This window comes from Marinobacterium lacunae (genome assembly GCF_000705555.1).
Taxonomy (GTDB): Bacteria; Pseudomonadota; Gammaproteobacteria; order Pseudomonadales; family Balneatricaceae; genus Marinobacterium_D; species Marinobacterium_D lacunae.
Genome location: NZ_JMQN01000043.1, coordinates 44,712 through 69,648 on the forward strand (window position 1 = coordinate 44,712; position 24,937 = coordinate 69,648).

The 24,937-nt window shown below is 55.8% G+C and carries 30 protein-coding genes; 25 read left to right on the top strand and 5 right to left on the bottom strand.

Annotated features, from left to right (window positions below):
* Positions 1–31: 31 nt before the first annotated feature.
* Together ADIMK_RS14620 and ADIMK_RS14625 are read right to left on the bottom strand one after the other, a co-directional pair.
* A complete protein-coding gene (locus tag ADIMK_RS14620; RefSeq protein WP_036189772.1) occupies positions 32–805 on the bottom strand; it encodes a ferredoxin--NADP reductase in 774 nt (257 codons plus the stop codon).
* A gap of 187 nt (positions 806–992) precedes the next feature.
* Entirely contained in the window at positions 993–1,403 is a 411-nt protein-coding gene (locus tag ADIMK_RS14625; protein WP_036189774.1) for a DUF4399 domain-containing protein, read from the bottom strand.
* Positions 1,404–1,640: 237 nt separating this feature from the next.
* Here ADIMK_RS14625 and ADIMK_RS14630 point away from each other — a divergent pair, with 237 nt between their 5' ends.
* The 5 genes from ADIMK_RS14630 to ADIMK_RS14650 all read left to right on the top strand — a co-directional run bounded on the left by ADIMK_RS14630 (position 1,641) and on the right by ADIMK_RS14650 (position 6,208).
* Complete coding sequence (locus ADIMK_RS14630) at positions 1,641–2,435, top strand: DUF5602 domain-containing protein (RefSeq protein WP_156042937.1); 795 nt, start codon at positions 1,641–1,643, stop codon at positions 2,433–2,435.
* Between the two features lie 129 nt (positions 2,436–2,564).
* The gene (gene purT / locus ADIMK_RS14635) at positions 2,565–3,740 is read left to right on the top strand and encodes a formate-dependent phosphoribosylglycinamide formyltransferase (RefSeq protein WP_036189776.1); all 1,176 of its coding nucleotides are present in this window, start codon (positions 2,565–2,567) and stop codon (positions 3,738–3,740) included.
* Positions 3,741–3,849: 109 nt separating this feature from the next.
* Entirely contained in the window at positions 3,850–4,629 is a 780-nt protein-coding gene (locus ADIMK_RS14640) for a response regulator (protein ID WP_036189778.1), read from the top strand.
* Between the two features lie 11 nt (positions 4,630–4,640).
* A complete protein-coding gene (locus ADIMK_RS14645) occupies positions 4,641–5,333 on the top strand; it encodes a hypothetical protein (RefSeq protein WP_036189780.1) in 693 nt (230 codons plus the stop codon).
* A 35-nt stretch (positions 5,334–5,368) separates the two neighbouring features.
* Positions 5,369–6,208: a 23S rRNA (adenine(2030)-N(6))-methyltransferase RlmJ gene (locus tag ADIMK_RS14650; RefSeq protein ID WP_036189782.1), complete on the top strand. Its 840-nt coding sequence runs from the start codon at positions 5,369–5,371 to the stop codon at positions 6,206–6,208.
* A 21-nt stretch (positions 6,209–6,229) separates the two neighbouring features.
* On the opposite strand, the gene ADIMK_RS14655 is transcribed toward ADIMK_RS14650, so the two are convergent.
* Positions 6,230–6,496 carry a hypothetical protein gene (locus tag ADIMK_RS14655; RefSeq protein WP_036189785.1) on the bottom strand — a complete coding sequence of 89 codons (267 nt, stop codon included), beginning with the start codon at positions 6,494–6,496 and terminating at the stop codon, positions 6,230–6,232.
* Positions 6,497–6,914: 418 nt separating this feature from the next.
* Between ADIMK_RS14655 and ADIMK_RS14660 the strand changes: the two genes are divergently transcribed.
* The 3 genes from ADIMK_RS14660 to ADIMK_RS21755 all read left to right on the top strand — a co-directional run bounded on the left by ADIMK_RS14660 (position 6,915) and on the right by ADIMK_RS21755 (position 9,512).
* Entirely contained in the window at positions 6,915–8,636 is a 1,722-nt protein-coding gene (locus ADIMK_RS14660) for an acetolactate synthase 3 large subunit (protein ID WP_036189787.1), read from the top strand.
* 2 nt (positions 8,637–8,638) lie between these two features.
* Positions 8,639–9,133, top strand: coding sequence for an acetolactate synthase small subunit (ilvN, locus tag ADIMK_RS14665; protein WP_036189789.1), 495 nt, complete (start codon positions 8,639–8,641; stop codon positions 9,131–9,133).
* A gap of 160 nt (positions 9,134–9,293) precedes the next feature.
* The gene (locus ADIMK_RS21755) at positions 9,294–9,512 is read left to right on the top strand and encodes a hypothetical protein (protein ID WP_197027541.1); all 219 of its coding nucleotides are present in this window, start codon (positions 9,294–9,296) and stop codon (positions 9,510–9,512) included.
* A gap of 28 nt (positions 9,513–9,540) precedes the next feature.
* Here ADIMK_RS21755 and ilvY read toward each other — a convergent pair whose 3' ends face one another.
* Complete coding sequence (ilvY, locus tag ADIMK_RS14670) at positions 9,541–10,416, bottom strand: HTH-type transcriptional activator IlvY (protein ID WP_036189790.1); 876 nt, start codon at positions 10,414–10,416, stop codon at positions 9,541–9,543.
* A 145-nt stretch (positions 10,417–10,561) separates the two neighbouring features.
* Between ilvY and ilvC the strand changes: the two genes are divergently transcribed.
* From ilvC to ADIMK_RS14730, 12 genes are all read left to right on the top strand, one after another.
* Entirely contained in the window at positions 10,562–11,578 is a 1,017-nt protein-coding gene (ilvC, locus tag ADIMK_RS14675) for a ketol-acid reductoisomerase (RefSeq protein ID WP_036189792.1), read from the top strand.
* Between the two features lie 134 nt (positions 11,579–11,712).
* Positions 11,713–12,702: a patatin-like phospholipase family protein gene (locus tag ADIMK_RS14680; protein ID WP_036189794.1), complete on the top strand. Its 990-nt coding sequence runs from the start codon at positions 11,713–11,715 to the stop codon at positions 12,700–12,702.
* 72 nt (positions 12,703–12,774) lie between these two features.
* The gene (gene pssA / locus ADIMK_RS14685) at positions 12,775–13,536 is read left to right on the top strand and encodes a CDP-diacylglycerol--serine O-phosphatidyltransferase (RefSeq protein ID WP_036189796.1); all 762 of its coding nucleotides are present in this window, start codon (positions 12,775–12,777) and stop codon (positions 13,534–13,536) included.
* 177 nt (positions 13,537–13,713) lie between these two features.
* Positions 13,714–14,718, top strand: a complete 1,005-nt coding sequence (gene msrP, locus ADIMK_RS14690; RefSeq protein WP_036189798.1) for a protein-methionine-sulfoxide reductase catalytic subunit MsrP — start codon at positions 13,714–13,716, stop codon at positions 14,716–14,718.
* Positions 14,709–15,344: a protein-methionine-sulfoxide reductase heme-binding subunit MsrQ gene (gene msrQ, locus ADIMK_RS14695; protein WP_036189800.1), complete on the top strand. Its 636-nt coding sequence runs from the start codon at positions 14,709–14,711 to the stop codon at positions 15,342–15,344. The genes msrP and msrQ overlap by 10 nt, the downstream gene beginning before the upstream one ends.
* A 152-nt stretch (positions 15,345–15,496) precedes the next feature.
* Positions 15,497–15,799, top strand: a complete 303-nt coding sequence (locus tag ADIMK_RS14700; protein WP_036189801.1) for a hypothetical protein — start codon at positions 15,497–15,499, stop codon at positions 15,797–15,799.
* Positions 15,792–16,067, top strand: a complete 276-nt coding sequence (locus ADIMK_RS14705) for a DUF3144 domain-containing protein (protein ID WP_197027542.1) — start codon at positions 15,792–15,794, stop codon at positions 16,065–16,067. The genes ADIMK_RS14700 and ADIMK_RS14705 overlap by 8 nt, the downstream gene beginning before the upstream one ends.
* A gap of 57 nt (positions 16,068–16,124) precedes the next feature.
* Positions 16,125–16,334 carry a DUF2970 domain-containing protein gene (locus ADIMK_RS14710; protein WP_036189805.1) on the top strand — a complete coding sequence of 70 codons (210 nt, stop codon included), beginning with the start codon at positions 16,125–16,127 and terminating at the stop codon, positions 16,332–16,334.
* Between the two features lie 209 nt (positions 16,335–16,543).
* On the top strand, positions 16,544–17,701 hold the full coding sequence (gene coxB / locus ADIMK_RS14715; RefSeq protein ID WP_051692985.1) for a cytochrome c oxidase subunit II: 1,158 nt from the start codon (positions 16,544–16,546) through the stop codon (positions 17,699–17,701).
* Positions 17,698–19,287, top strand: a complete 1,590-nt coding sequence (gene ctaD, locus ADIMK_RS14720; RefSeq protein ID WP_051692986.1) for a cytochrome c oxidase subunit I — start codon at positions 17,698–17,700, stop codon at positions 19,285–19,287. The genes coxB and ctaD overlap by 4 nt, the downstream gene beginning before the upstream one ends.
* Positions 19,288–19,291: 4 nt before the next feature.
* Positions 19,292–19,864 (top strand): cytochrome c oxidase assembly protein, encoded by a 573-nt coding sequence (locus ADIMK_RS14725; protein WP_036189807.1) that lies wholly within the window; start codon positions 19,292–19,294, stop codon positions 19,862–19,864.
* Entirely contained in the window at positions 19,861–20,748 is an 888-nt protein-coding gene (locus ADIMK_RS14730) for a cytochrome c oxidase subunit 3 (protein ID WP_036189809.1), read from the top strand. The genes ADIMK_RS14725 and ADIMK_RS14730 overlap by 4 nt, the downstream gene beginning before the upstream one ends.
* Before the next feature lie 2 nt (positions 20,749–20,750).
* On the opposite strand, the gene ADIMK_RS14735 is transcribed toward ADIMK_RS14730, so the two are convergent.
* Entirely contained in the window at positions 20,751–20,954 is a 204-nt protein-coding gene (locus ADIMK_RS14735; protein ID WP_036189811.1) for a DUF2909 domain-containing protein, read from the bottom strand.
* 11 nt (positions 20,955–20,965) lie between these two features.
* Between ADIMK_RS14735 and ADIMK_RS14740 the strand changes: the two genes are divergently transcribed.
* The 5 genes from ADIMK_RS14740 (at position 20,966) to ADIMK_RS14760 (ending at position 24,816) form a co-directional block, all read left to right on the top strand.
* Positions 20,966–21,727, top strand: coding sequence for an SURF1 family protein (locus tag ADIMK_RS14740; RefSeq protein ID WP_036189813.1), 762 nt, complete (start codon positions 20,966–20,968; stop codon positions 21,725–21,727).
* The gene (locus ADIMK_RS21430) at positions 21,691–22,158 is read left to right on the top strand and encodes a redox-active disulfide-containing membrane protein (RefSeq protein ID WP_051692987.1); all 468 of its coding nucleotides are present in this window, start codon (positions 21,691–21,693) and stop codon (positions 22,156–22,158) included. The genes ADIMK_RS14740 and ADIMK_RS21430 overlap by 37 nt, the downstream gene beginning before the upstream one ends.
* Positions 22,159–22,171: 13 nt before the next feature.
* Positions 22,172–23,215 carry a COX15/CtaA family protein gene (locus ADIMK_RS14750; RefSeq protein WP_051692988.1) on the top strand — a complete coding sequence of 348 codons (1,044 nt, stop codon included), beginning with the start codon at positions 22,172–22,174 and terminating at the stop codon, positions 23,213–23,215.
* Positions 23,178–24,089 (top strand): heme o synthase, encoded by a 912-nt coding sequence (gene cyoE, locus ADIMK_RS14755; protein ID WP_036189814.1) that lies wholly within the window; start codon positions 23,178–23,180, stop codon positions 24,087–24,089. Before ADIMK_RS14750 ends, cyoE begins: the two co-directional genes overlap by 38 nt.
* A 124-nt stretch (positions 24,090–24,213) precedes the next feature.
* The gene (locus ADIMK_RS14760; RefSeq protein WP_036189815.1) at positions 24,214–24,816 is read left to right on the top strand and encodes a Yip1 family protein; all 603 of its coding nucleotides are present in this window, start codon (positions 24,214–24,216) and stop codon (positions 24,814–24,816) included.
* Positions 24,817–24,937 lie beyond the last annotated feature (121 nt).

Consider the following 24,937-nt stretch of genomic DNA (forward strand, 5'->3'; position numbering starts at 1 on the left):
GGTATTGACCGCCGCCTGAGGGCGCAGGGTATCAGCGCTCGACGAATGCGCGCTCGATCACATAGTGGGACCGTTCGCCGTGGCGCGACTCCTCGAAGCCCCACTCATCCAGAATGGCGCAGGTGTCCTTTAGCATGCTGGGGCTGCCGCAGATCATGAAACGGTCATCATCCCTGTTCGGCGTGGGCAGACCGATGTCCCGAAACAGGCGACCGGAGAGCATCAGATCGGTCAGTCGACCGTTGTTGGTGAACGCTTCGCGGGTAACCGTGGGGTAGTAGATCAGCTTCTCGCGTACCAGCTCGCCAAACAGTTCATTGTCGGGGAGTTCCCGCTCGATGAACTCACGGTAAGCCAGTTCCGATACATGGCGAACGCCATGAACCAGGATCACCTTGTCGAACTGCTCGTAGATCTCGGGATCCTTGATGATGCTCATGAACGGCGCTAGACCGGTGCCCGTGCTGAGCAGATACAGATGTTTACCATCGAGCAGATGTCCGCTGACCAGTGTGCCGGTGGGCTTGGTACTGACAAGCACTTCGTCCCCTACCTGAATATTCTGCAGGCGGGACGTGAGAGGGCCATCGGGCACCTTGATGCTGAAAAACTCCAGTTCCTCTTCATAGTTGGCACTGGCGATGCTATAGGCGCGCATCAGGGGAAGGCCGTCAACTTCGAGACCGAGCATGACAAAGTGGCCGTTTTCGAAACGCAGTGACTGACCACGGCTGGTACGAATTGAAAACAGGGTGTCATTCCAGTGGTGTACACGGGTAACGGTTTCTTTGACCACGCTTGCCATTGTCTCTTTCCCTTCACGATGAATAACCAATAGGGACACTGTAGAACCAGTATGGAAATCTGTATAACGGGTTGTTTGTGTAGTTATTACCTTTTTTCTAGGTAGATTGGTGGGCTGATTTGCCTGGATAGACCGAAGCCGGCTGAATCGAGCATTCGGCCACTGCTTCAGTCTTTTAGCGGGCCGGTTACTCCACAGTAACCGTGATCGGCTTTGACATGACCGGTGGGTGGTGAGGCATATGGGCCATGTCACCCATAATCAGCTGCAGCGTGTGCGGGCCTGGTTCCAGTGTCAGAGTGGTTTCGGTCTGTCCGCCACCGAAGTGTTTGACCTCTTTGCCCATCGGGCTTCCCATGGCGGGCGCCTGTTTGCCATCGATCATCAGATGGTGGTGTCCTGTGTTTTCCTTTTCAGTACCGGCAGGTGCGATACCCATTCCCTTGAGCCCGAACTGTACGGTAAAGGTTTTCGGAACCGTCGCACCGTCCGCCGGGGATATGATGTACACCTCAGCACCGTCCGGAGAGGGTGTTTCGGCGAAGCTGAACGTACTGATAAGCGCGCAGAAGCCCGCCGTAATGAGTGTTCGTTTCATCGTGTGAATATCCCTATTTTACGTGGTTGGGTTAGATGGTACCCATCAACTCTAGTCGGGTTTCGCCGCGAGGGCCAAAGCGATGGTGCCAAGGGGTGGCAATCGATCGAAGGTGCCCGCTCTCGATTGGCGCTGGGCTGCTCTGGAAAAAAGCAGCGCGCCGACCCATGCTTACTGAGCCCGACCAAGGTGCAGGTCTGCCCAGCGGTCACCTTTATTGGAGCAGGGAGGTCCCCTATGTTCCGTCATTTAAAGGCTCAAACGATAGTTTCCAAGGTTCTGTTGATATGTGGTTTGGCCGCGATGGGTGTTGGCTGTGCGTATGAATCACGCACGGCGTCTCGAGCGGGCACGTACAACGGGCCCCCGGTGGATGTTGGTCAGGGGCAGGCATGGACGTTTGTCACGCTGGATGAAACGGGTGAGGCCACCAATCTGGGTGTGCGGTTTAGCGAAACGGCTTTGTCCGGTTTGCCTGAGCATGCCGAGCACGGGGAAGCCGAGTATCTGCTCAGCCTGCCACCAGAGGCTTCGGTATCCGGGTATAACCATGTGACGCTGGATTGGAACCCCCAGGGGCATATTCCGCCGGGGGTGTACGACCTGCCGCATTTTGATTTCCACTTTTTTGTAATCGATGATGCAAAGCGTAACGCCATTACAGCGACGGGGGATGATCTTGCCAGAGCCCGCAAAGCGCCGGAGCCTAGCTATATGCCAGTGGACTACGTACTGCCCGAAGGCACGGAAGTGCCGCGAATGGGAGCCCACGCGATCGACCCCGGTAGCGATGAGTTTCAGGGCAAAGCGTTCACTCAAACCTTTATCTACGGATTCTACGATGGCGACATCATCTTTATGGAGCCGATGATGACCCACGCTTTTCTGCAGGCCCACCCGCAGGTCTCCATGCCAGTGAAACAGCCGCCTGAATACGCTGCACATTTTAGCTATCCGGCCTTTTATGGTGTCTACTATGATGCTGACCTTGCAGAGTATTCCGTGGTGCTGGAACAGCTGATGAAGCATTAAGCACGCAGTGCACTGCTGCTAGTTGGAGCTGGCAGCTGGGATGATGAAGGTGCTTTCGGGCACCTTTTTTTATGTTCATCGCTGTTACAATAGCGCCCAATTTCAGCTTGCCATGAAAAGGATACAACCATGTTGGGAACAGCCCTCACCCTGGGTGCTACTCGTGTCATGCTCTGCGGTTGTGGAGAGTTGGGCAAAGAGGTGGTGATTGAACTCCAGCGTTTTGGTATCGAGGTTATCGCCGTTGACCGCTATGACAATGCCCCGGCGATGCAAGTCGCCCACCGCAGTCATACAATCAATATGCTCGATGGTGCAGCGCTTCGCCGCGTGATCGAGCTGGAAAAGCCTGACCTCATCGTGCCGGAGATTGAGGCGCTGGCGACCCAAACCCTGCTGGAGCTCGAAGGTGAAGGGTTCAAGGTGGTACCGACGGCCCGCGCGGCCCGACTGACCATGGATCGAGAGGGGATTCGCCGTCTGGCGGCTGAGGAGTTGGGCTTGCCGACATCGCCCTACCGTTTTGCCGACACTGAGCACGAATACAGGGCGGCTGTTGTCGAGATTGGTCTACCCTGCGTCGTCAAACCGGTTATGAGCTCCTCAGGCAAGGGGCAGTCGCTGGTGCGCGAAGATACCGATATCCAGACAGCCTGGGAGTATGCTCAGGCGGGCGGTCGAGCGGGTCAGGGGCGGGTGATTGTCGAAGGTTTTATAGACTTCGATTATGAGATCACGTTGCTGACCGTTAATGCCGTCGACGGTATCCAATTCTGCGCACCGATAGGACATCGTCAGGAGGGGGGGGACTATCGCGAGTCCTGGCAGCCGCAGGCAATGTCGCCGTTGGCGCTGGAGCGTGCTCAAGACGTTGCCCGGGCGGTTGTCGAGAATTTGGCGGGGTTCGGTATCTACGGCGTTGAGCTGTTCGTCAAAGGCGATGAAGTGTGGTTCAGCGAGGTTTCGCCCCGTCCGCATGATACCGGTCTGGTGACGCTGATCTCCCAGGACCTGTCCGAATTCGCACTGCATGTGCGCGCAATTCTCGGGCTGCCTGTCGGGCCGATCCGTCAGCGTGGTGCCAGTGCGTCGGCTGTTATCCTGGGTGAGGGGCACTCAGTGAATCTGCGTTTTGCGGGTATCGCCGAGGCGCTGGCGCAATCCGATACCCAGTTGCGCCTTTTCGGCAAGCCTGAAATTGCCGGGAGTCGCCGCCTGGGTGTGGCGCTGGCATGCGCCGAGTCGATCGATGAAGCAATAGCCAAGGCGAAACGCGCGGCAGCCTGTGTCAGAATCGAATATTGATCAACTGCCGGCCGCAGGAAATTGCGGCATGCGGGGCGGGGGCTTCAGTCAACGCGCCGATTATGGGACAGTGTCACAATTCGCTATCAAACGGATATAGATTGATCTGATGAGCAAACTTAAAGTGCTGGTAGTCGATGACGCCCGGTTTATCCGTGAACGGGTGACGTCGATGGTGCGTGATGCCTTTCCCGAAAGCGTTGTTGATGCGTTCGAGAATGGCCGGGATGCGGTGAAAGCGATGCAGGCACGCCAGTATGACCTCATCCTGTGCGACTGGGAGATGCCGCAAATGAGCGGCCTCGAACTGTTGCAGTGGACCCGGAGCCGTCCCGAATACAACACGGTGCCGTTCCTCATGGTGACCAGTCGTGGTGAGCGTGAATACGTGCTCAAGGCGATTCAGGCCGGGGTAAACGATTACCTGGGTAAGCCGTTTACCAGCGAGCAGTTGGTACAGAAAATCGTCAAGGCTCTGGGTAAAGGCGGGCGTTTGAGTCTGGAGCAGCAGGAACGGGCGGCCAAGCTGTTGCAGGAGGATAAATCCCGCAAGGAGCCCGCTGCGAAGTCGATGCCCAAGCCCAAGGGGCTGGCGCAACTGCGTTGCAGCGATCAGACCTTCAAGTGCGCGATCAAGGACTTGACGCTGCGTGAAGTGAAGGTGGTGATCAAGAACGAACACGTTTTTCCTGTACTGCTTGAGCAGGTTGTGGTCGATATCGAGCAACTTTCCGGCGATTCTGTTGCCCGTATAAACGGTTTTGTGCTGTCTGTGCAGGCAACCGAGGCGAGGATGGACTCACCCTATGTGGAGGTGAGGGTGCAGTTTGCCGACGATGACCCCGACAAGATGGCGCATCTATCCAAATATATAGCCAGCGTACGCTAAGGAGTCGCCGCATGTCGGTGAAGAGATTGTTCAGGCCGTTGCTTGGCGCGGCGGTCGTGGCCGCCTTGTTGGCCGGCTGTGCGGGCAAACCGCCGGAGCCTGTGAAACCTCAGGATTCTGTAACGCCAAAGGCACTTAATGTGTCCCGGCTCGGCGGCTATGGCGCCGAACAACAACTGGCATTGTCATTAATTTCACACTATCTGGGCGCACCGCTTTACCGGATGTCCAACCCGCTGCCGATGAGTCGTGATTACCGCGTCGGTGGGGCGATCCATTCGCCCAATGAACAGCAGGTGGTGGTGACGATGCGCAATCTTGATGAGAAACGCTGGGCGCTGGTTACCCTGTCGGTATCACCGGGTGCGGTGATGAATGCCTTTGATGTGGTGCGCAACGGGCAGCCCGGCTATGCACTGGTGCTCAAGCACGCACGCATCTGCCTGGTTGAGGGGGCCGATCAGCCTCCTGTATGGGGTGGCACCGGCTGGGCGTTTTCAAAAACCGGCCCAGGCCATTTTGAGTGCAGTGGCCAGACCAACGGATCGCTCTATCAGCCCTATAGCGGTATGCCCGGCTTGATGGGTGCCTATGCCGAATCGGGTGATACCGTATTGTACGAGGAAAGCTGGCCGCGTCTGAAAGAGATCGCGACCGGTTTGGCGACTGTGTTTCCTCACCTCCAAGTACCGCGTATTTACTGACGCGGTACCGTTTTCCTGTTACCGGACCTGTTTTCATGCTCAGCTATCAGCACGGCTTCCATGCCGGCAATTTTGCCGATCTCCACAAGCATCTTGTTCTGACCCTGCTGCTTGATTCCCTCAATCGCAAAGCCAAGCCCTGGAGTTACCTCGAAACGCATAGCGGCAGGGCGCTCTACGATCTGGATGATGCGCAAGCGCAGAAGACAGGGGAGTACCGCCAAGGGATTGCGCGAGTCTGGGAAACAGAGTGGCCTGAACCCTTGCGCCTGTATCTGGAGCAGGTTAAACGGGTGAATAGCGGTGGCGCTTTGCAGCACTATCCGGGGTCGCCCACTATCGCCGCGGGTATGGCCCGTGATGACGATCGTATCCGGCTGATGGAGCTGCACCCGACAGAGGTTGAAGCGCTACGCTGTGTATTCGAGCGCGATGCACGGGTTGCTGTGCATCACCGGGATGGCTACGAGGGCGTTGGTGCGTTGTTGCCGCCAACGCCGCGCCGCGGGATGGTGCTGATCGATCCCTCATATGAGGTCAAGGAAGAGTACGCGCAGGTCGTGCGTTTTCTGGCAAAGGCCCAGCGGCGCTGGCCCACCGGCATATTTGCCATCTGGTATCCGTTGCTGGCCGCCAACCGCTGGCAGGGCCTGATTGAGGGCGTTAAGGCTGAGGCTCAGGGGGCAGTTCTGCGCAGTGAGCTGAAAGTGGCACCCGAGGATAGCGGCGGTATGTACGGGGCCGGGATGTTGGTGGTCAATCCGCCCTGGCAGCTCGACCAGCAGCTTGAGCAGGCTGTGCCGTTGCTGGCTCAGGGGTTGGGGTGTGATACGCCCGGCTCTGTGCTGTGCGAGTGGGTCGTGGCACCGGAATAAATGGCAGGTTTCTGAAAAGGCTCAGTAAAGAGCCTTTTCGTCGCGTACCAGATCCTTGAGCAGTTCCAGAAACAGCAGGTCGGCGTCGCTCTTTTCGATGGCAATCTTCACGTTGGTCGTGTTTGAGAGCTCGTCGGCGATCAGCTGATCCACGTCCTTTTCATTGATATGCTTGCGGGCTATCTGCTTGGCAATATCGCAGATTTCCGGCTCGTTGATCACCTTGCGAATAAACAGCATCAGCTCGTCGATGACGCGCTCTTTGTTCTTGATCTCGGATACTTTCATCAGTGCTACTCCTTGTCGCCTTATGCCGCTCACTATAACCCGAGCGCTTTAAGCTGCCTATAGGTCTGTTTTTGCGTCATAAAACAGCCTGTCCGGTTGATCAAAATATAGCTAAGTGCGAAAATGTCGGGCTCTTTTTGGCCTGTGGCGCAGGAAACCCCCGTCCACAGGCGCATTGTATGTGGCTAATTAAGCAGTACCCGGCTTAGGGCTCAGAACAGATAAGACCAAGCGAAGTGATCCTTGCTCCGGTCTGCTCCGAATCCACCGCTCATTCAGATGGGTATCCGAACTGATCGGATCGTGTCCGTGACGGCGTCACCAACGCCGGGGTTACGGGTGTGGGTTCAGAAGCACTTAACTTGAACTGTTTACCACCGGCACACTGGGTTGTCGGTGCTGAGTAGAGGGTAATAACGTGGAACAACTTTCAGGCGCAGAAATGGTAGTACGCGCCCTTCGTGATGAGGGCGTCAAGTACATCTACGGCTATCCGGGCGGCGCGCTTCTGCATGTGTATGACGCGCTGTTTCAGCAGGACGATGTTCAGCATGTCCTGGTGCGCCATGAGCAGGCTGCCACCCATATGGCTGATGCCTATGCGCGCGCGACCGGAAAGGCCGGCGTTGCGCTGGTCACCTCAGGACCTGGGGCTACCAATGCCGTAACGGGTATCGCAACCGCCTTTACCGACTCTATCCCGATGGTGGTGATCACCGGCCAGGTCATGAGTCACCTGATCGGCGAAGACGCCTTCCAGGAAACCGACATGCTCGGTATCTCCCGTCCGATAGTGAAGCACAACTTCAGCGTTCAGCGGGCTGAAGATATTCCGTCGACGATCAAGAAGGCATTCTATATCGCTCAGAGTGGCCGTCCGGGTCCTGTTGTCGTGGATATCCCCAAGGATATGACCACGCCGACCGATCGCTTCCCGTATGAGTATCCGAAGTCGGTCAAGCTGCGCTCCTATAACCCGATCAGCCGCGGCCACAGCGGGCAGATTCGCAAGGCTGTGGATATGTTGCTGCAGGCGCGTCGCCCGGTCATCTACACCGGTGGCGGTATTGTCATTGGCGATGCCAGCGCTGAACTGACCGAACTGGCGAAACTGCTGAATTTCCCGGTCACCAATACCCTGATGGGGCTTGGCGGCTATCCGGGTACCGACCGTCAGTTCCTCGGTATGCTGGGGATGCACGGTAGCTACGAAGCCAACATGGCGATGCACCATGCCGACCTGATCCTGGCCGTCGGTGCGCGTTTTGATGACCGCGTCACTAACGCCACCGATAAGTTCTGTCCGACCGCACGTATCATCCATATCGATATCGACCCGGCTTCGATCTCCAAGACCATACGCGCTGATGTACCGATCGTCGGACCCTCCAAGGTGGTGCTCGAAGAGATGGTGTCTCTGGTTAAAGAGAGCACCAAGAAGCCCGATGCGGCGGCCATCGATAGCTGGTGGAAGCAGATCGACGAGTGGCGCGGCCGTCATGGCGGTCACTACCGTACCGACGACTCCGAACTGATGAAGCCGCAGCAGGTCATCGAGATGCTGAGCAAGGTCACCAACGGTGATGCCTTTGTCTGTTCCGACGTAGGTCAGCATCAGATGTTCGCGGCGCAGTATTACAAGTTCAACAAGCCGAATCGCTGGATCAACTCCGGTGGCCTCGGCACCATGGGTTTCGGTTTCCCGGCGGCGATGGGCGTGAAGATGAACTTCCCGGATGCGGATGTTGCCTGCGTAACCGGTGAGGGCAGTATCCAGATGAACATCCAGGAGCTCTCCACCTGCAAGCAGTACGATATTCCGGTGAAGATCCTCTGCCTGAACAACCAGTCTCTGGGTATGGTGCGACAGTGGCAGGATATGAACTACGAGTCACGTCACTCGCAGTCCTACATGAAATCCCTGCCGGACTTCGTCAAGCTGGTCGAGGCGTATGGTCATGTCGGCATGAAGGTCGACAAGTACGCCGATCTTGAAGGTGCGATGCGCGAAGCATTTGCATTGAAGGATCGACTGGTCTTCATGGATATCGCAGTCGACCCGTATGAGCATGTCTACCCGATGCAGGTGCCGCGAGGCTCAATGCGTGACATGTGGCTGAGCAAGACGGAGAGGACCTGATCATGCGTCATATCATTTCAGTTCTGTTGGAAAACGAACCGGGTGCGCTGTCGCGGGTTGTCGGACTCTTCTCGCAGCGTAACTACAACATCGAGTCGCTGACTGTGGCGCCGACTGAAGATGCGACCCTGTCGCGTCTGACCGTCACCACAATCGGCAACGATCGTGTGGTTGAGCAGATCACCAAACAGCTGAACAAGCTGATTGACGTGGTCAAGGTGGTTGATCTTTCCGAAGGCGATCACATCGAGCGTGAGCTGATGATGATCAAACTCAAGGCCAACGGCCAGATGCGTGCGGAGATCAAGCGTACCTGCGATATTTTCCGGGGTCAGATCATCGATGTTACGCCGAACACCTATACGGTTCAGCTGATCGGGGCATCGGATAAGCTCGATGCGTTCATTGCATCGCTCGGTAACATGGCCAGCATCATGGAAGTTGTGCGTTCGGGCGTGTCCGGCATCGCACGTGGCGAGAAGGTGCTGAGCCTCTAACGGGTTCTGCCGCTCTTGCACTTAGAAAGCCGCCTTTGGGCGGCTTTTTTGTGCGCGCCGAAAAGTGGGTAAGAGGTGGCACGGGGACGCGAGGGCAGGGAACCAAGAATCCGCTTTTCAGTCTAGAGAACGGAGAGTCATAGAAGCGGGGACCAACAAGGTGTTTATGCGGATAGCGATTGCTATTGTTGCCTGTCTGCTCACTATCTGGGTGGTGCAGGCCTTCGCCGCTCCGGCACCCTGGTATCTGTGGGAGAGTCGTGTCGACCAATACCGGATTTGCCTGCAGTATTCGCCGGGCGATGCTTGGGTCAAGGCCGGAGGGCCTTTCGGTGATGCAAGATGTCGTACACCCTACGCTCCAAAAGGGCACCGCTGAGAGGGTGGTGTTACTCAAGGGTAGCTTTCTAGGATAGGGACCAGAAGGCGTTGATCAGGGGGCTGCGCAGTTTCTTTTCGAGGGCAAAAAGCCCGATTTCGTAAGGTTCCAGCTCGGGCTGGACCTCGAGTACGCGGACTTTATCGGCCAGCGGGCTGTTTTCGAGAACGATGCGTGGCACCACCCCGATTCCAAAACCCAAGCTCACCATACTGACGATAGCCTCGTTGCCCGCAACCTGAGCGTAGATGCGGGGCTTGATGCCGCGTTCACTGAACCACTGGTTGACGCGATTTCGAGCCACGCCGCTTTCGGACAGGATCAGCGGTATCTCCTGCCATTGTTGGCGCGAGAATGGAAGCTTGGTGGGTAGTTGCTCCTGCGCTTCCAGCGGTGCGATGAACAGTAGAGGTGTTATACCGATAGGGCGAAAGGCGAGGCCCTTGGTCAGTGTGTCGGGACGTGCCGCTATCGATATCTCCTCATGGCCGGAGAGGACGTGCCCGATGGCGTGCTCCGGATCGCCCGTATGCAGCTTTATCTCCACTCGTGGGTACTGACGACGAAATTTGCGCAGCATCTGGTACAGAAAGCTGTAACTTGCGGTAACCGAGCAGTACACGCTGATCTCGCCGTGCAGCTCCTTGGCATCCTCAAGCAGTGAATTGCGGATCAGATCCCACTGCGTCAGCGTGTCGCGGGCATAAGCCTGAAAGCGCTCTCCTTCTCTGGTCAGCCGCACGCTTCGGTTGTCCCGCTCGAACAGTTCAACGCCAAGCTCCTCCTCAAGCAGCTTGATAGAGCGGCTCAGAGTGGAGGGGCTGACATGGCAGAGATCGGCCGCGCGGCCAAAGTGCAGGCTGTCGGCAAGGGCGAGAAATAGGCGTAAAGGTTTGGTATCCATGATGTTTTAAATATTAGCACACTGCGTTGCATATATATCATTTTACGCAATGTGACGGATAGCCTAAGGTTCACCCATCGCACGCGCAGGCGTGCCCCTCGGCTATTCCATTAACGCTGTTTTGAGATCCAGTCGGAGAACTCAGATGCAAGTTTACTACGATAAAGATTGCGACCTGTCGATCATCCAGGGCAAGAAAGTTTCCATCATCGGTTACGGCTCTCAGGGCCACGCTCACGCCTGCAACCTGAAAGATTCTGGTGTTGACGTTACCGTTGGTCTGCGTGCTGGCTCTGCTACCCGCGCAAAGGCCGAAGCGCATGGTCTGAAAGTGGCTGACGTCGCTGATGCTGTTGCTTCTGCCGATCTGGTTATGATTCTGACTCCGGACGAGTTCCAGGGCCAGCTGTACAAGACTGAGATTGAGCCGAACATCAAGCAGGGTGCAACTCTGGCCTTCGCTCACGGCTTCTCTATCCACTACAACCAGGTTGTTCCGCGCAAGGATCTGGACGTTATCATGATCGCGCCGAAGGCGCCGGGTCACACTGTACGTTCCGAGTTCGTCAAAGGCGGTGGTATCCCCGACCTGATCGCGATCTACCAGGATGCTTCCGGTAACGCGAAGAACGTAGCGCTGTCTTACGCATCAGGCGTGGGTGGTGGCCGTACCGGTATCATCGAAACCACTTTCAAAGACGAGACTGAAACCGACCTCTTCGGTGAGCAGGCTGTTCTGTGTGGTGGCTGTGTCGAGCTGGTCAAGGCGGGCTTCGAGACTCTGGTTGAAGCAGGCTACGCGCCGGAAATGGCGTACTTCGAGTGTCTGCACGAGCTCAAGCTGATCGTCGACCTGATGTACGAAGGCGGTATCGCCAACATGAACTACTCCATCTCCAACAATGCGGAGTATGGTGAGTACGTAACCGGTCCGGAAGTGATTAACGATGAGTCTCGCGCTGCGATGCGCAATGCTCTGAAGCGCATCCAGAACGGCGAATATGCCAAGATGTTCATCTCTGAAGGTGCTACCAACTACCCGTCCATGACTGCATACCGTCGTAACAACGCTGCACACGGTATCGAGCAGGTTGGTGAGAAGCTGCGTGCGATGATGCCGTGGATCTCAGCTAACAAGCTGGTCGACAAAGAAAAGAACTGATCCCAGTATCGGTTTGAAAACCCGGCTTCGGCCGGGTTTTTGCGTTTTGGGCTGTTATCACCATTCTTTCATTTGACTGGGCGGGCAAACTGGCACACTGTTTTGTGCAGTGCACAATAAATTGGAGGTGTGCTATGTCGAAGCGGGTCGAGCTTAATCTCGCCCTCCAGGGCGGAGGTGCCCACGGCGCGTTTACCTGGGGTGTTCTGGATCGTTTGCTTGAAGAGCCCTGGTTTGCCATCGAAGCGGTAAGCGGTACCAGTGCAGGGGCCATGAATGCGGTTATGCTCGCAGAGGGCTGGCGCAAAGCCGGCGCGGAGGGGGCACGGGAACAGCTGCATAATTTCTGGACCCATTTGATGCTGCCTGAGGAGGTGGCTTCGGCTGGCATGGCAGGGTCAGCGGGAAGGTTCTGGCAGAATCTTAGCAGCCATCTCTCGCCCTACGATTTGAATCCTTTTGATATCAATCCGTTGCGTGATGCTCTTGAACGCCAGATCGATTTTGATGCCTTAAACCGGCACAGCCCATTTCAACTGCATATAGCCGCCACCGAGATTGAAACCGGGCGATTGAGGCTGTTTGGTGAATCCGAGCTACAGGTCGAGCATCTGCTGGCGTCGGCCTGCCTGCCGAACCTGCATCAGGCGGTGGAGATTGACGGACGTTATTACTGGGATGGCGGCTTTGCCGGAAACCCGGTGCTTTACCCTCTGGTGATGGAGGGCAGACAACGGGACCTGCTGATGATTCTGTTGCAGCCACTGGAGAAGAGTGGCGTTCCGACCACGGCTCAGGGTATTGCGGACAGGGTGGCGGAGCTTGGCTTTTTGACCACCTTTATGCGGGAGATGCGTGCCATCGTGCTGATGCAGCAGAAGATGCGCAAGCGGCCATGGCTGCTCGGGGCGCTAGAGCGCCGCTTTCGCTATCTGAGGTTTCATTTGATCGGCCCGGATGAAACTCTGGCGTCTCTGCACCGGTCAACCAAGCTGGATACCAGCCGGGCATTTCTTTATCAGCTAAGAGATAGGGGGCGGGAGCGTGCCGGGCGCTTCATCGCGCTGCACCGTGCTAAATTGGGTGTGCGTACGAGCTGCGTTCTGCAACGCTATTTCCTCTAGGGCGGGTGGGCGTTGAGGCAGGCGTAGCGTAGAATATCGGCGACTTCCCCGCTTATGGAGAGACAGAGCGTTATGACAGATCAGAGTGATCAGCAACATCCAGAGAGTGATCAGGACCAAGAGCAGGAAACGCGTCGGCCGCGCGGTATCTACCTGCTGCCCAACCTGTTTACGACCGGTGCGCTGTTTGCCGGTTTCTATGCAGTGATCGCGGGTATGAGTGGACGATTTGAGGCTGCTGCTGTCGCGATTTTTCTGGCGATGGTGTTCGATGGGCTCGATGGCCGGGTTGCGCGTCTGACCAATACTCAGAGCAAGTTCGGGGCGGAGTTCGATTCGCTGTCCGATATGGTGTCATTTGGCGTCGCACCTGCGCTGGTATCGTTCACCTGGGTGCTTGAAGATATCGGCAAGATCGGCTGGCTGGCCGCTTTTATCTATTGCGCCGGTGGTGCGTTGCGTCTGGCGCGCTTTAACACACAGATTGGTTCGTTGGATAAGCGCTATTTCATGGGGCTGCCGAGCCCGGCAGCAGCAGCGACCGTGGCGGGACTGATCTGGTTCTGCAGTAGCAACGAGATCGATCCCGAAGCCTTTGCCTATCCGTTTGCTGCGTATGTTGTGCTGGCGGGGGTTCTGATGGTCAGCAATGTGCTGTACTACAGTTTCAAGGATGTCGATTTTAAGGGGCGTATACAGTTCCTGAAGTTGGCTCTGATCGTGTTGGCGATTGCGGTTATTGCCACCAACCCGGCTCTGTTCCTGTGGTTGCTGTTCCTGGCCTATGCGCTGTCCGGACCATTACTTTGGCTCTGGCGGCATCGGCCGCACTGAGGATAGAGGTTTTCTCACAGGGGGCGCATTGGCGCCCCCTGTTGTTTTGGGCGCCTAAGCTGAGTCTGAACAATTAATTTTTATCGTCTTTGTAAGGATTTGCCGGTTTGATCGACTTAATCGGTGAACGCCCGCGATCAAACGGGTCAAACGGATAGAGGCTCAGGAGAATTCAGAATGTTGATCAAGCAAGCGCCCGATATCCCCTCCAGTGAAATTACGTCGGAGTCTGTCTACCGACGTCGACGCCAAATTCTTAAGGCCATGCTGGCTGGCGGTGCGATGATGGCTGCGCATCCGGCGATGGCGCTGGACCGTTATGCGTTGGAGTCGGACGACAAGCGCTATCCGGGGCCTGACTGGTTGCAGACCAAGTTGCGTGCGGCCAAGGCGGGAGACCCTGTTACCGGGGAGTCTCTCACGCCCTACACCGACGTGACCGGGCATAACAACTTCTACGAGTTCGGATTGGGTAAGGAAGATCCCAAGGCCAAGGCGCAGAACTTCAATACTGATCCCTGGAAGGTTGAAATCAGTGGTGAGGTCGGCAAGCCCGGTACATACACGCTGGAGGACCTGCTTAAACCGCACGCTCTGGAGGAGCGCATCTATCGTCTGCGATGCGTCGAAGCCTGGTCGATGGTCATTCCCTGGGTGGGATTTCCGCTGGGCGATCTGATCAAACGCTTCGAGCCAACCGGCAACGCGAAGTATGTCGAGTTCACCACGCTCCAGGATCCTGCGCAGATGCCGGGTCAACGCAGCTTCTTCAGTACGTTGGATTGGCCCTATGTGGAAGGGTTGCGCATGGATGAAGCGATGCATCCTCTGGCGATTCTGGCGGTGGGTGTTTACGGCGATGCACTGCCTCCTCAGAATGGTGCTCCCTTGCGTCTGGTGGTGCCTTGGAAGTACGGCTTCAAGAGTATCAAGTCGATCGTACGCATTCGTCTGACCGAGGAGATGCCCAAGGTCACCTGGAACCAGACTGCACCGAGCGAATACGGCTTCTATGCCAACGTCAATCCGAAGGTTGACCATCCGCGCTGGAGTCAGGCCACCGAGCGTCGTTTGCCCTCCTCACTGTTTAGCCCTCATATCATTGATACCCGCATGTTCAACGGATATGCCGACCAGGTTGCGCATCTGTATAGCGGGATGGATCTGCGTAAATGGTTCTGAGTATTGCGGATATTCACAGGTCCAGCACCGGGCGCCGGGTATTCTGGTGGTTGATGTTTCTGTTGCCGCTTATGCCTCTGGCCTGGATTGTTTTCAAGACGCTTGAGCAGGATTTGGGGGCAGACCCTGCCCAGACCATCGTGACCTTTCTGGGGCTGTGGACACTGAGATTTCTCTTAATCACGCTTGCGGTTACGCCCGTGCGGCGCGTCTTTGGCTGGTTGTGGGCCCAGCGATACCGACGCATGTATGGCCTGTACACCTTGTTCTATGCCTGTTTGCATTTGTTAGCATTTGCCACGTTTATTTTGGGCTGGAGGCCCGATCTGATTGCGCGTGAGCTCTCCGAGCGGCCCTACATCATCGTTGGCTTCATTGCTTGGTTGGGTTTGGTGGCACTGGGTATGACTTCGACACGTGGTTGGGTGAGACGCCTGGGGCGACGCTGGCAGCAGCTACATTATCTTGTCTATCCGATAGCGGTGCTGGCGATGATCCATTTTGCCTGGCTGATACGGGCGGGTTTCGGGCAGGTGCTGTTTTACGCCCTGCTGCTGGCGCTGTTGTTGGGATATCGAGTGAAGAGTCTGGTGAAACGAAGAGCGGGAATAGTACATCCGTCGTGATGTAATTGGCGCGAAGCTGACAATCCTGTGCGGCTGCACTTAAGGCTTCGCTATATCTTTCAATGGCTTGAGTGTTTTGCTCAAGCCATTTTTTTGGCATTTTTTCTGCAGTTACTCATCAGGCAAACTTGGGTGTGAATGCTGGAGAGGCAATGGTCGAGACTGCAGAAATTCGCGATAGCCGTGTCATGGCCGAGATGGGTGGGCTTGGTTTTATCAATACGATCGATCGCCATCTCAGAGTCGTTGCCGGGCTGCGTCTGGCAACGAAAGTGCATCACTGTATTCGCCTCGACCTTCGGCTGTTTTATGACGGTCAGTCCGCTGGTGCTCTTTCGTTTGAACTAGAGGGGTTCAGTCCGGCAGAGGGTGTCGCATTGGCCCGCAATATTGGCGGAAATCAACTCATAATGCGGGAGATAGATCACTATCTCTGCGGCGATGTGGGTGAGTGAAAACGGGGGTGTCAGAATGCTGGAAGCCGATTTTTTCGAAGTGTCGGATGAGTTCGTGAATCTCGCCAACGATATGATGGACGAGTGGGCTCAGCCGATGCTCAGTGCCGCCATCATGCACGCAGCTGCGCGTTTTAATGCTTTTAACTATGTCAGCCAGAATACCCGTGACGAGCCAGGTAAGGTGGTGGAATTTCTGACCGCCCAGTATCGGCAGATGCTCGAAGAGGCTATCCGTGACATGGCCGGTGAGCGCGCCACCGGTTAGGGACGAAGTCGCAATCCGGGCTTATCTGACCTATATCTGTAGGTGGAGGTGAGCTCTATGCGTGATAATTCGATTCTACGTTGCTGGCGCGCGCTGCTTGGGGTACTGGCGGGTTTTTTTGGTGTGCGCTCGGAAGCCGCGCGCGAACAGGACTTCAAAGAGGGGCGAGCGCTCCATTTCGTTGTAATTGGCCTCCTGATGGCAGCAGGTTTCGTCATTTTCGTGATTTTTCTCGTCCGTTGGGCTCTCAGTCTCAGCGGTGTCTAAAGCACGTTAGCGAATTTATCGCGACGTTCGCGACGTTATAGCGTGTCTTCCTTGCACTTTTCCAGCACCTGCTATACTCCGCTTAGAAGGGGAAGCCAGTAGCCCAGATTCAGTGTGGCTTGCCCAGACCCCCACAACCGAAAGGATCCGGATCTGCATGATGCAGATTGGCAAGGAGCCTGGTTAGACCCCGTGTTGGAGGCCTGGTGATGGGAACAATAAGAACAATAAGAACAATAATATCCGGTCTGTCGCTTGTTCTACTGCCATTTACGGCTCGCGCAGAGTGGACGGTTAATCTGTCTCCGGGCGTCACGGAAGTGAGTCGCTCGGTATACGATCTGCACATGACCATCTTCTGGATATGTGTGGCGATCGGCTGTGTTGTCTTCGGCGTCATGTTTTGGTCCATTTTCCATCATCGCAAGTCCAAAGGGGCCAAGGCTCACCACTTTCATGAGCATACGCTGGTGGAGATCGCCTGGACGCTGGTGCCGCTGGGCATACTGGTTGCCATGGCCGTGCCCGCTACGGCAACGCTGGTCAAAATGTATGACCCAAGCGAAGCTGATCTCGATATTCAGATCACCGGTTATCAATGGAAGTGGCGTTATACCTATCTCGACAAGGATCTGGATTTTTTCAGTAATCTGGCCACGCCACGAGAGCAGATAGGAAACGAAGAGGCCAAGGGCGATAACTATCTGCTTGAGGTCGATCGCCATCTCGTGCTGCCCACCGATACCAAGATTCGCCTGCTGCTAACCGCCAACGATGTTATCCACAGTTGGTGGGTACCTGCGCTCGCAGTGAAGAAGGATGCCATCCCGGGCTTTATCAACGAAGCCTGGACCCGTATCGATGAGCCCGGCATCTATCGCGGCCAGTGTGCAGAGCTCTGCGGCCAGGATCACGGTTTTATGCCGATTGTCGTTGAAGCGGTTCCACCTGAGCAGTTTCAGCAGTGGCTGGCGCAAGTGAAGGCCGAGAAGCAGGCTGAGGCAGCAGCTGCGGAGAAAAGCTGGACGCTGGATGAGCTCATGACGCAGGGTGAGCAGGTTTATCTTCGAGCCTGTGCGGCGTGCCATCAGCCAACCGGTACCGGTGTGCCGCCTGCATTTCCTGCCTTGAAGGGGAGCCCTGTCGCGCTGGGGGATGTCGGTGCCCATATCGATATCGTGCTCAACGGCCGACCGGGCACTGCAATGCAAGCGTTCCGCGATCAGTTGAGCGCCACGGAGCTGGCGGCCGTTATCACCTACGAACGTAATGCCTGGGGTAACAGTACCGGTGAAGCGGTCGCACCCAGCCAGATTACGCGAATTCTGGAAGGTAATGCAGAGACTGCAGGGGAGGGCGCGCAATGAGTACGCTGGATACCGCAGTACCCGGTCTTCACGAAGAGCATCATGGCCCTGCAAAAGGTCTGGGACGCTGGCTGTTTACCACCAATCACAAGGATATCGGCACGCTTTATCTCTGGTTCAGTCTGCTGATGTTTCTGACGGGCGGCGTAATGGCGCTGCTGATCCGAAGCGAGTTGTTCCAGCCCGGTCTGCAACTGGTCGAGCCCGGATTCTTTAACCAGTTGACCACCATGCATGGCCTGATCATGGTGTTTGGTGCGGTGATGCCCGCCTTTGTCGGCTTGGCCAACTGGATGGTGCCGTTGATGATCGGAGCGCCCGACATGGCGCTCCCCAGAATGAACAACTGGAGCTTTTGGATTTTGCCCTTCGCCTTTGCAATCCTGATTTCCACACTGTTCATGGATGGCGGTGCCCCCAATTTCGGTTGGACATTCTATGCGCCGTTATCCACCACATACGCGCCGCCGAGCGTGACCTACTTCATCTTCTCGATCCATATCATGGGAGCCAGCTCGATCATGGGGGCGATCAATATCATCGCCACTATCCTGAACATGCGTGCGCCCGGCATGACCATGATGAAACTGCCGCTGTTTGTCTGGACCTGGCTGATCACTGCGTTCCTGCTGATTGCCGTCATGCCGGTGTTGGCAGGTGTTGTCACCATGATGCTGATGGATATCCATTTCGGTACCAGCTTTTTCAACGCTGCTGGTGGCGGTGATCCGGTTTTGTTCCAGCACGTGTTCTGGTTCTTCGGACATCCCGAGGTGTACATCATGATCCTGCCGGCGTTCGGTATCGTCAGTCAGATCATCCCCACCTTTTCGCGGAAAAAACTGTTTGGTTATGCCTCGATGGTGTACGCCACGGCGTCCATCGCTGTCCTGTCCTTCCTCGTTTGGGCGCATCACATGTTCACGGTGGGGCTGCCGTTGGCCGGCGAGCTGTTCTTCATGTTCGCGACGATGCTGATAGCGGTGCCCACCGGCGTGAAAGTATTTAACTGGGTGGCGACCATGTACCGCGGCTCGCTTACCTTCGAGACGCCCATGCTGTTTGCCGTGGCCTTTGTGGTGCTGTTCACCATCGGCGGGTTCTCGGGTCTGATGCTGGCGATTGCGCCTGTTGATTTTCAGTACCACGACACCTACTTCGTAGTCGCGCATTTTCATTATGTTCTGGTGCCGGGGGCGATCTTCTCGATCATGGCAGGCGTTTACTACTGGCTACCGAAATGGACGGGTCACATGCTCGACGAAAGGATGGGCAAACTCCATTTCTGGCTCAGTTTTATCGGCGTCAATATCACCTTCTTCCCGATGCATTTTCTGGGTCTGGCGGGGATGCCAAGGCGTATTCCCGACTACGCATTGCAGTTTGCCGATTTCAATATGATCGCCTCGATAGGTGCCTTCATCTTTGGCTTCTCACAGCTGCTGTTCGTCTGGAATGTGATTCAGAATATTCGCAGTCGTGAGGCGGCTACGGCCCGCGTATGGGAAGGTGCCCAGGGGCTGGAGTGGGAGGTGCCGTCACCGGCACCCTATCACACGCATACTACACCGCCGAAGGTGGAGTGATGTCATGGATACTGCACGCGCTAATCGTCGCTTGATCGTGCGTCTTCTGTTGGCCTCGGTGCTGATGTTTGGGTTCGGCTTTGCACTGGTGCCGCTCTATGACGTGTTCTGCAAGGTGACGGGCTTAAATGGGCGTATTACTGCCACGGGGCCTGCTGATGCTGAGGGTGTGGATACTGCAAGACAGGTCAAAGTGCGCCTGATCGGTATCAACAATGAAGGTATGCCCTGGAAATTCGGGCCTCAGGAGTCGCTCTTGGAGGTTAATCCCGGCGAGATGAAGCAGACTGCCTTTTTGGCAAGCAACCCAACGGCTCAGCGTATGGTTGCTCAGGCGATCCCATCTGTTTCACCCGGCGAGGCGGCGCAATATCTGCACAAGATCAACTGCTTCTGTTTCAACTCACAGACTCTGGCGGCCGGTGAGGGGGTGGAGATGCCGTTGCTGTTCATGATTGATACGGATCTTCCCGAGTCCATTCACTCGATTACGCTCTCTTACACGCTGTTCGATATATCACCGGACAATACCGGTACCGCACAAGCGGATACTCAAGAGGGAGGCTCACCGATATGAGTGCTCATGCATCCTACTATGTGCCGGCGCAGAGTCGCTGGCCTATTTTGGCCTCGGTGGCGATGTTCTTGCTTGCCTTCGGGGCTGCGACGCTGGTCAATGCCATTACCGCGGAAAGCGGCACCGGAGTCGGGTTGATGATGGTGTTGGCAGGCGCATTGATGCTGGGCCTGATTTTGGTTGGCTGGTTCGGCAATGTGATTCACGAGAGTCGAGCGGGCTTGTACAACGAGCAGATGGATCGCTCTTTCCGTTGGGGCATGAGTTGGTTCATCTTCTCTGAAGTGATGTTTTTTGCGGCATTCTTTGGCGCACTGTTTTATGTGCGTACGCTGGCGGTTCCTTGGTTGGGTGGCGAGGGTGAACGAGGTGTGAGCCAGATGCTGTGGCCCGGCTTTACGGCGGAGTGGCCTCTGGTAAACCCGCCAGATGCGGAGAAGTTTCCCGGTCCTCATGCTTTGGTTGATCCGTGGCATATACCTTTACTCAACACCATCCTGTTAGTCAGTTCGAGCTTTACCGTCACCCTTTCACACCATGCGTTATTACGTGATGACCGGGCGGCCATCGTTCGCTGGTTGGGCCTTACTGTATTACTCGGGATCGTCTTCCTGGGGTTTCAGGCGTACGAATACATCCATGCCTACACCGAGCTTGGATTAACACTCCACGCCGGGGTCTACGGTGCGACGTTCTTTATCCTCACCGGGTTCCATGGGCTGCATGTGACGCTTGGCACCTTCATGTTGATTGTGATTCTGCTGCGGGTATTAAAAGGCCACTTTGATCCTGCGCATCACTTTGGATTCGAGGCCGTGACCTGGTATTGGCATTTTGTCGATGTGGTGTGGATCGGCCTGTTCCTGTTCGTGTACGTAATTTGAGGTTAGCCGACGCCGTGAAGGTGCAGGTGTCCACTGAAGATGCCGTAAAGCAACAACAGTAACAGACCTGCACTGAGGGCAACTCGCACCATGAGCGTATTGGCCATGCGTTTGGAGCTGCCGCGATCACGCATCATGAACCAGAGGCTGGTGAAAAGGGCGATCACAATTAAGGCGAATATAAGCACTGCGAAAATGCGAAACATGGTGCCGTCCTGTGCCGGATACGATAGCGAGTTGTACCAGTAAATATGAGAGGGCCGGGTTGGGCAAGCGAATCGGTTCGAGGGGCTGGCTGTACCCGCTTTGCCTGCTGTTGCTGGCGCTCTTCTGTTCGCTGGGCTTTTGGCAGCTGGATAGGGCTGAACAAAAACGCCGGTGGCAGGCGCAGCAAAGTGAGCAACGTTTAATAGATCCCACACCCGCTGAACTTCAGGCCGCATTGTCTGAAAAAGAGTGGGTTGCAGTGAGTGTGGATATCGATTGGCTAAAAAAGATGCCTCTTTATCTGGATAACAGAACGCACCAAGGGCGTGCGGGATACGAAGTGCTGCTACCGGCGCGTTTAGGCTCGGGTCAATTGATACTGACTAATATCGGCTGGCTTCAAGGCCCTAAGCTACGGGAGCAAGAGCCGACAGTGGACAGTCCGATGTCGGGCCGATTCGAAGGTGTTGTCGGCATGCCTGTGGATACCTTCAGGCTGAATGATTCCGGGTCTGGAGCCGACTGGCGGTTGGAGCGGCTTATGTCAGGAGAGGCTGGTGAACGTTGGGGGCTTGACCTGCCTCCTTGGGTGCTTTGGTTGACCGAGCCTGTGGTTGAAGATGTCGTTGCCAGGGTGCCAGGCGCGGGCACGCTACCGCCGGAGCGGCACCTGGGATACGCGGTTCAATGGTTTGCGTTGGCCTTTACCCTTGTATCGATTGTGGGAGTGCTGGAATGGAAAAGTCGCACACGACAACGGGCAACAAACTGACGCTCGGGGCGATCTGGTTAATGGCCCTTGTGCCGATGGCTGCGGCGGGGCTTGCGTATCGTTACCAGTTGCCAGTTGCGGATGGGCAGGTAAACCGAGGAGAGTTGCTCAATCCCGTATTACCTATTGAGCAATGGGGCGGGGAGGCTGGCTTGTTTACCGGTCACTGGACCCTGCTGATGAAAAATGAAGGGCACTGTGACCCTCAGTGCGAACAGCATCTGGCCAAGCTGAGGTCTGTTCACGATGCATTGGGACGAGAGTCTGATCGTGTTCGGGTGAAATTTGCTAGTCCTTCGCTGGCAATCGAGGCGGGCATCTGGGTTATCGATCCACAGGGTAACCTTGTGCTGCGCTACTCCGAAGCGCAACTCGGAGAGCCCTTGCTCCAAGATCTCAAGCGTTTGTTGAAAGTGTCGAAGATCGGGTAGGGAGGAGTCCGCGATGCGCTGGAGTGTCCGTCTGGTCAATGGTGCGATTGCGCTGGCGTTGGTTGTTGTCTTTTTGGGTGGCTGGACACGCCTGAATGATGCGGGGCTCGGCTGCCCTGACTGGCCAACTTGCTACGGACATTTCGTACTGCCGGCGCATGATCAAGTTGCCGAGCGAATCGAAGTTCACTTCCCCGGTCATCAGGTGGATCTGGATAAGGGCTGGCTTGAAATGATCCACCGTTATGCGGCATCGGCACTGGGGTTACTGATCTTGATTCAGGCGATCTGGGGCTGGAGGCAAAGAGGTCGGACAGGATATCCGATCCAACTGACCTTGGCGCTGCTGGCGCTGGTTATCGTGCAGGGAATCTTTGGCATGTGGACAGTGACCCTCAAACTGGTGCCTTGGGTGGTTACCCTGCATCTGCTTGGAGGCTTGACGACGCTGGTGCTGCTGGTTCGCCTTAGGCAGAGACTGGCGAGTGTTTCACACTCGGGACGCAGATATCCGGGGCAGGAAGGAAAAGTGATGGAGCCGAGTGTGGCGATGTTGCTTGCTGTGATTTTCATGCAGATCGCCTTGGGCGGCTGGACTAGCAGTAACTATGCCGGGTGGGCGTGTGACCACTGGGCCAGTTGCCATAGAGGTGAAGCAACAGAGCTGGATTTCATGCAAGGCTTCAACCCGGTTTTGCCGCTGGGGCCGAATTACGAGGGTGGATTATTGCCAGCATCTGCCCGGGCGGCCATACAGATGGTCCATAGGGCAGGGGCGGTAGCGGTGGTGTTGGCGTTGGCCTTTGTCAGCTGGCGCCTGCGGAACTATCGACATCTTCTACCTTGGGTGTGCCTCTGTTGGGGGGCCGTGGGTATGCAGGTGGTGCTCGGAGTTTTAAACGTGGTCTGGCAGCTCCCACTTGGTTTGGCAATAGCCCACCACGCAGGAGGTGTGGTGATCCTGTTGTCGGTTATGGGACTGTACGATCGATCCTTTCTGCAACGTGTGGAGGTGACTCATGTCAACCACCTACCAACTGGTCAAGTCTCGGGCTGAGAATAAAGCGAACTGGCGTGACTATCTTGGACTGTGCAAGCTCAAGGTGGTGGCTGTTATGTTGCTCACGCTGGTTGTCGGCATGTGTTTGGCAACCCCGACGGTGCCGGATATCGGTTTGTTATTGCTTACCAACCTGGGCGTGGGCCTTGCTGCGGCATCCGCCGCTGCCGTGAATCATGTGCTGGATCAGAGTATTGATGCACGTATGGCGCGAACGGCTCGCAGGCCTTTGCCGCAGGGGCGGATTAATGCTGTGCAGGCAGTGGTTTTTGCCGCATGTCTCGGGGTGGCGGGAATCGCGCTGCTGGCGTTGTGGGTAAATCCATTGACGGCCTGGCTTACTCTGGCGTCACTCATTGGCTATGCGTTTGTGTATACGGCATTTTTGAAGCGCGCGACGCCGCAAAATATCGTGATCGGAGGTGTTGCCGGAGCGGCGCCTCCTTTGCTTGGTTGGGTTGCTGTGACGAATCAGGTTTCAGGAGATGGCCTGCTTTTAATGCTGATTATCTTTGCATGGACGCCGCCTCACTTCTGGGCGTTGTGTATTGCGCGCAAAGATGACTATGCGCGAGCAGGGATTCCGATGTTGCCCAATACTCACGGGGAACATTTCACACGCCTTCAGATCCTGTTGTACACCGTACTTACAATCCTGATGACCCTATTGCCTTGGTTTGTTGGACTGAGCGGATACCTGTATCTGCTGGGCGTTACGGTGATCAATGCGCGATTTCTTTACTGGGCCTGGCGTCTCTATCGGGCGCGCGATGCGGCTGATCCTATGAAAATGTTCCATTACTCTATCCTGTACATCATGGGGTTGTTTGCCATACTTCTTGTTGACCACTATTGGATAACATCGATGTAAAAATCGCCGATCAGGACGAACGGCGAAACCTGAAAAGGGGAAGGGATGCAACAGCCATGCAAGACCAAACCGCAAGAGAACGGGTAGAAAAATAATTAAAGCTGCCCGTCAGGAGGTGAGAGCTATGTTCCTACAGCACATGATGGGTGTGTTGTACCACCCGAAGAAAGAGTGGAATGCCATTCGCAATGAACACTACTCGACGACCCACGTGTTTCTGGCCCAGATAAGCATATTGGCGGCAATACCGGCGATATCGCTTTTCATAGGCACAACCCAAGTCGGTTGGAGTCTGACCGGCTCTGATTATGTAACACTCAGTATTGCCAGTGCATTGCCGGCGGCAATAGCGTTTTATATCGCCATGTGGGTGGCCGTTGGCATTATCGCGTATGCCGTGCATTGGATGGAAAAGACCTATGGCGGTAGTGTTGGATTCGACGAATGCATGGTGCTCGTCACCTTTACCGCTACTCCACTTTTCCTGTCAGGGTTGGCCGGGCTCTATCCAATGCTGTGGTTTAACGTCATCGTTGGATTGTTGGCGTTGTCCTACTCCGTATATCTGCTGTACGCAGGTGTTCCGCAGATCATGCAAATACCGGAAGACAGAGCGTTCTTCTTCTCAACGTCGATACTGACCGTCGGTCTGGTGGTGCTGGTGGCTATTCTGGCCGCGACGGTAATTCTTTGGGGAACGTTCGTGCCCCTCAGTTATAACTCATAGAGATGTCCATCGGCCGGGCTGGCCAGTGAGGGGGCGAAAGCCCCCTTAGTTGCGGTCAGTGGGTGTAAAGCTTATAACGGCCGTTCTGTTTTGTGATTTTTTGAAAATTTTTTACAACGCC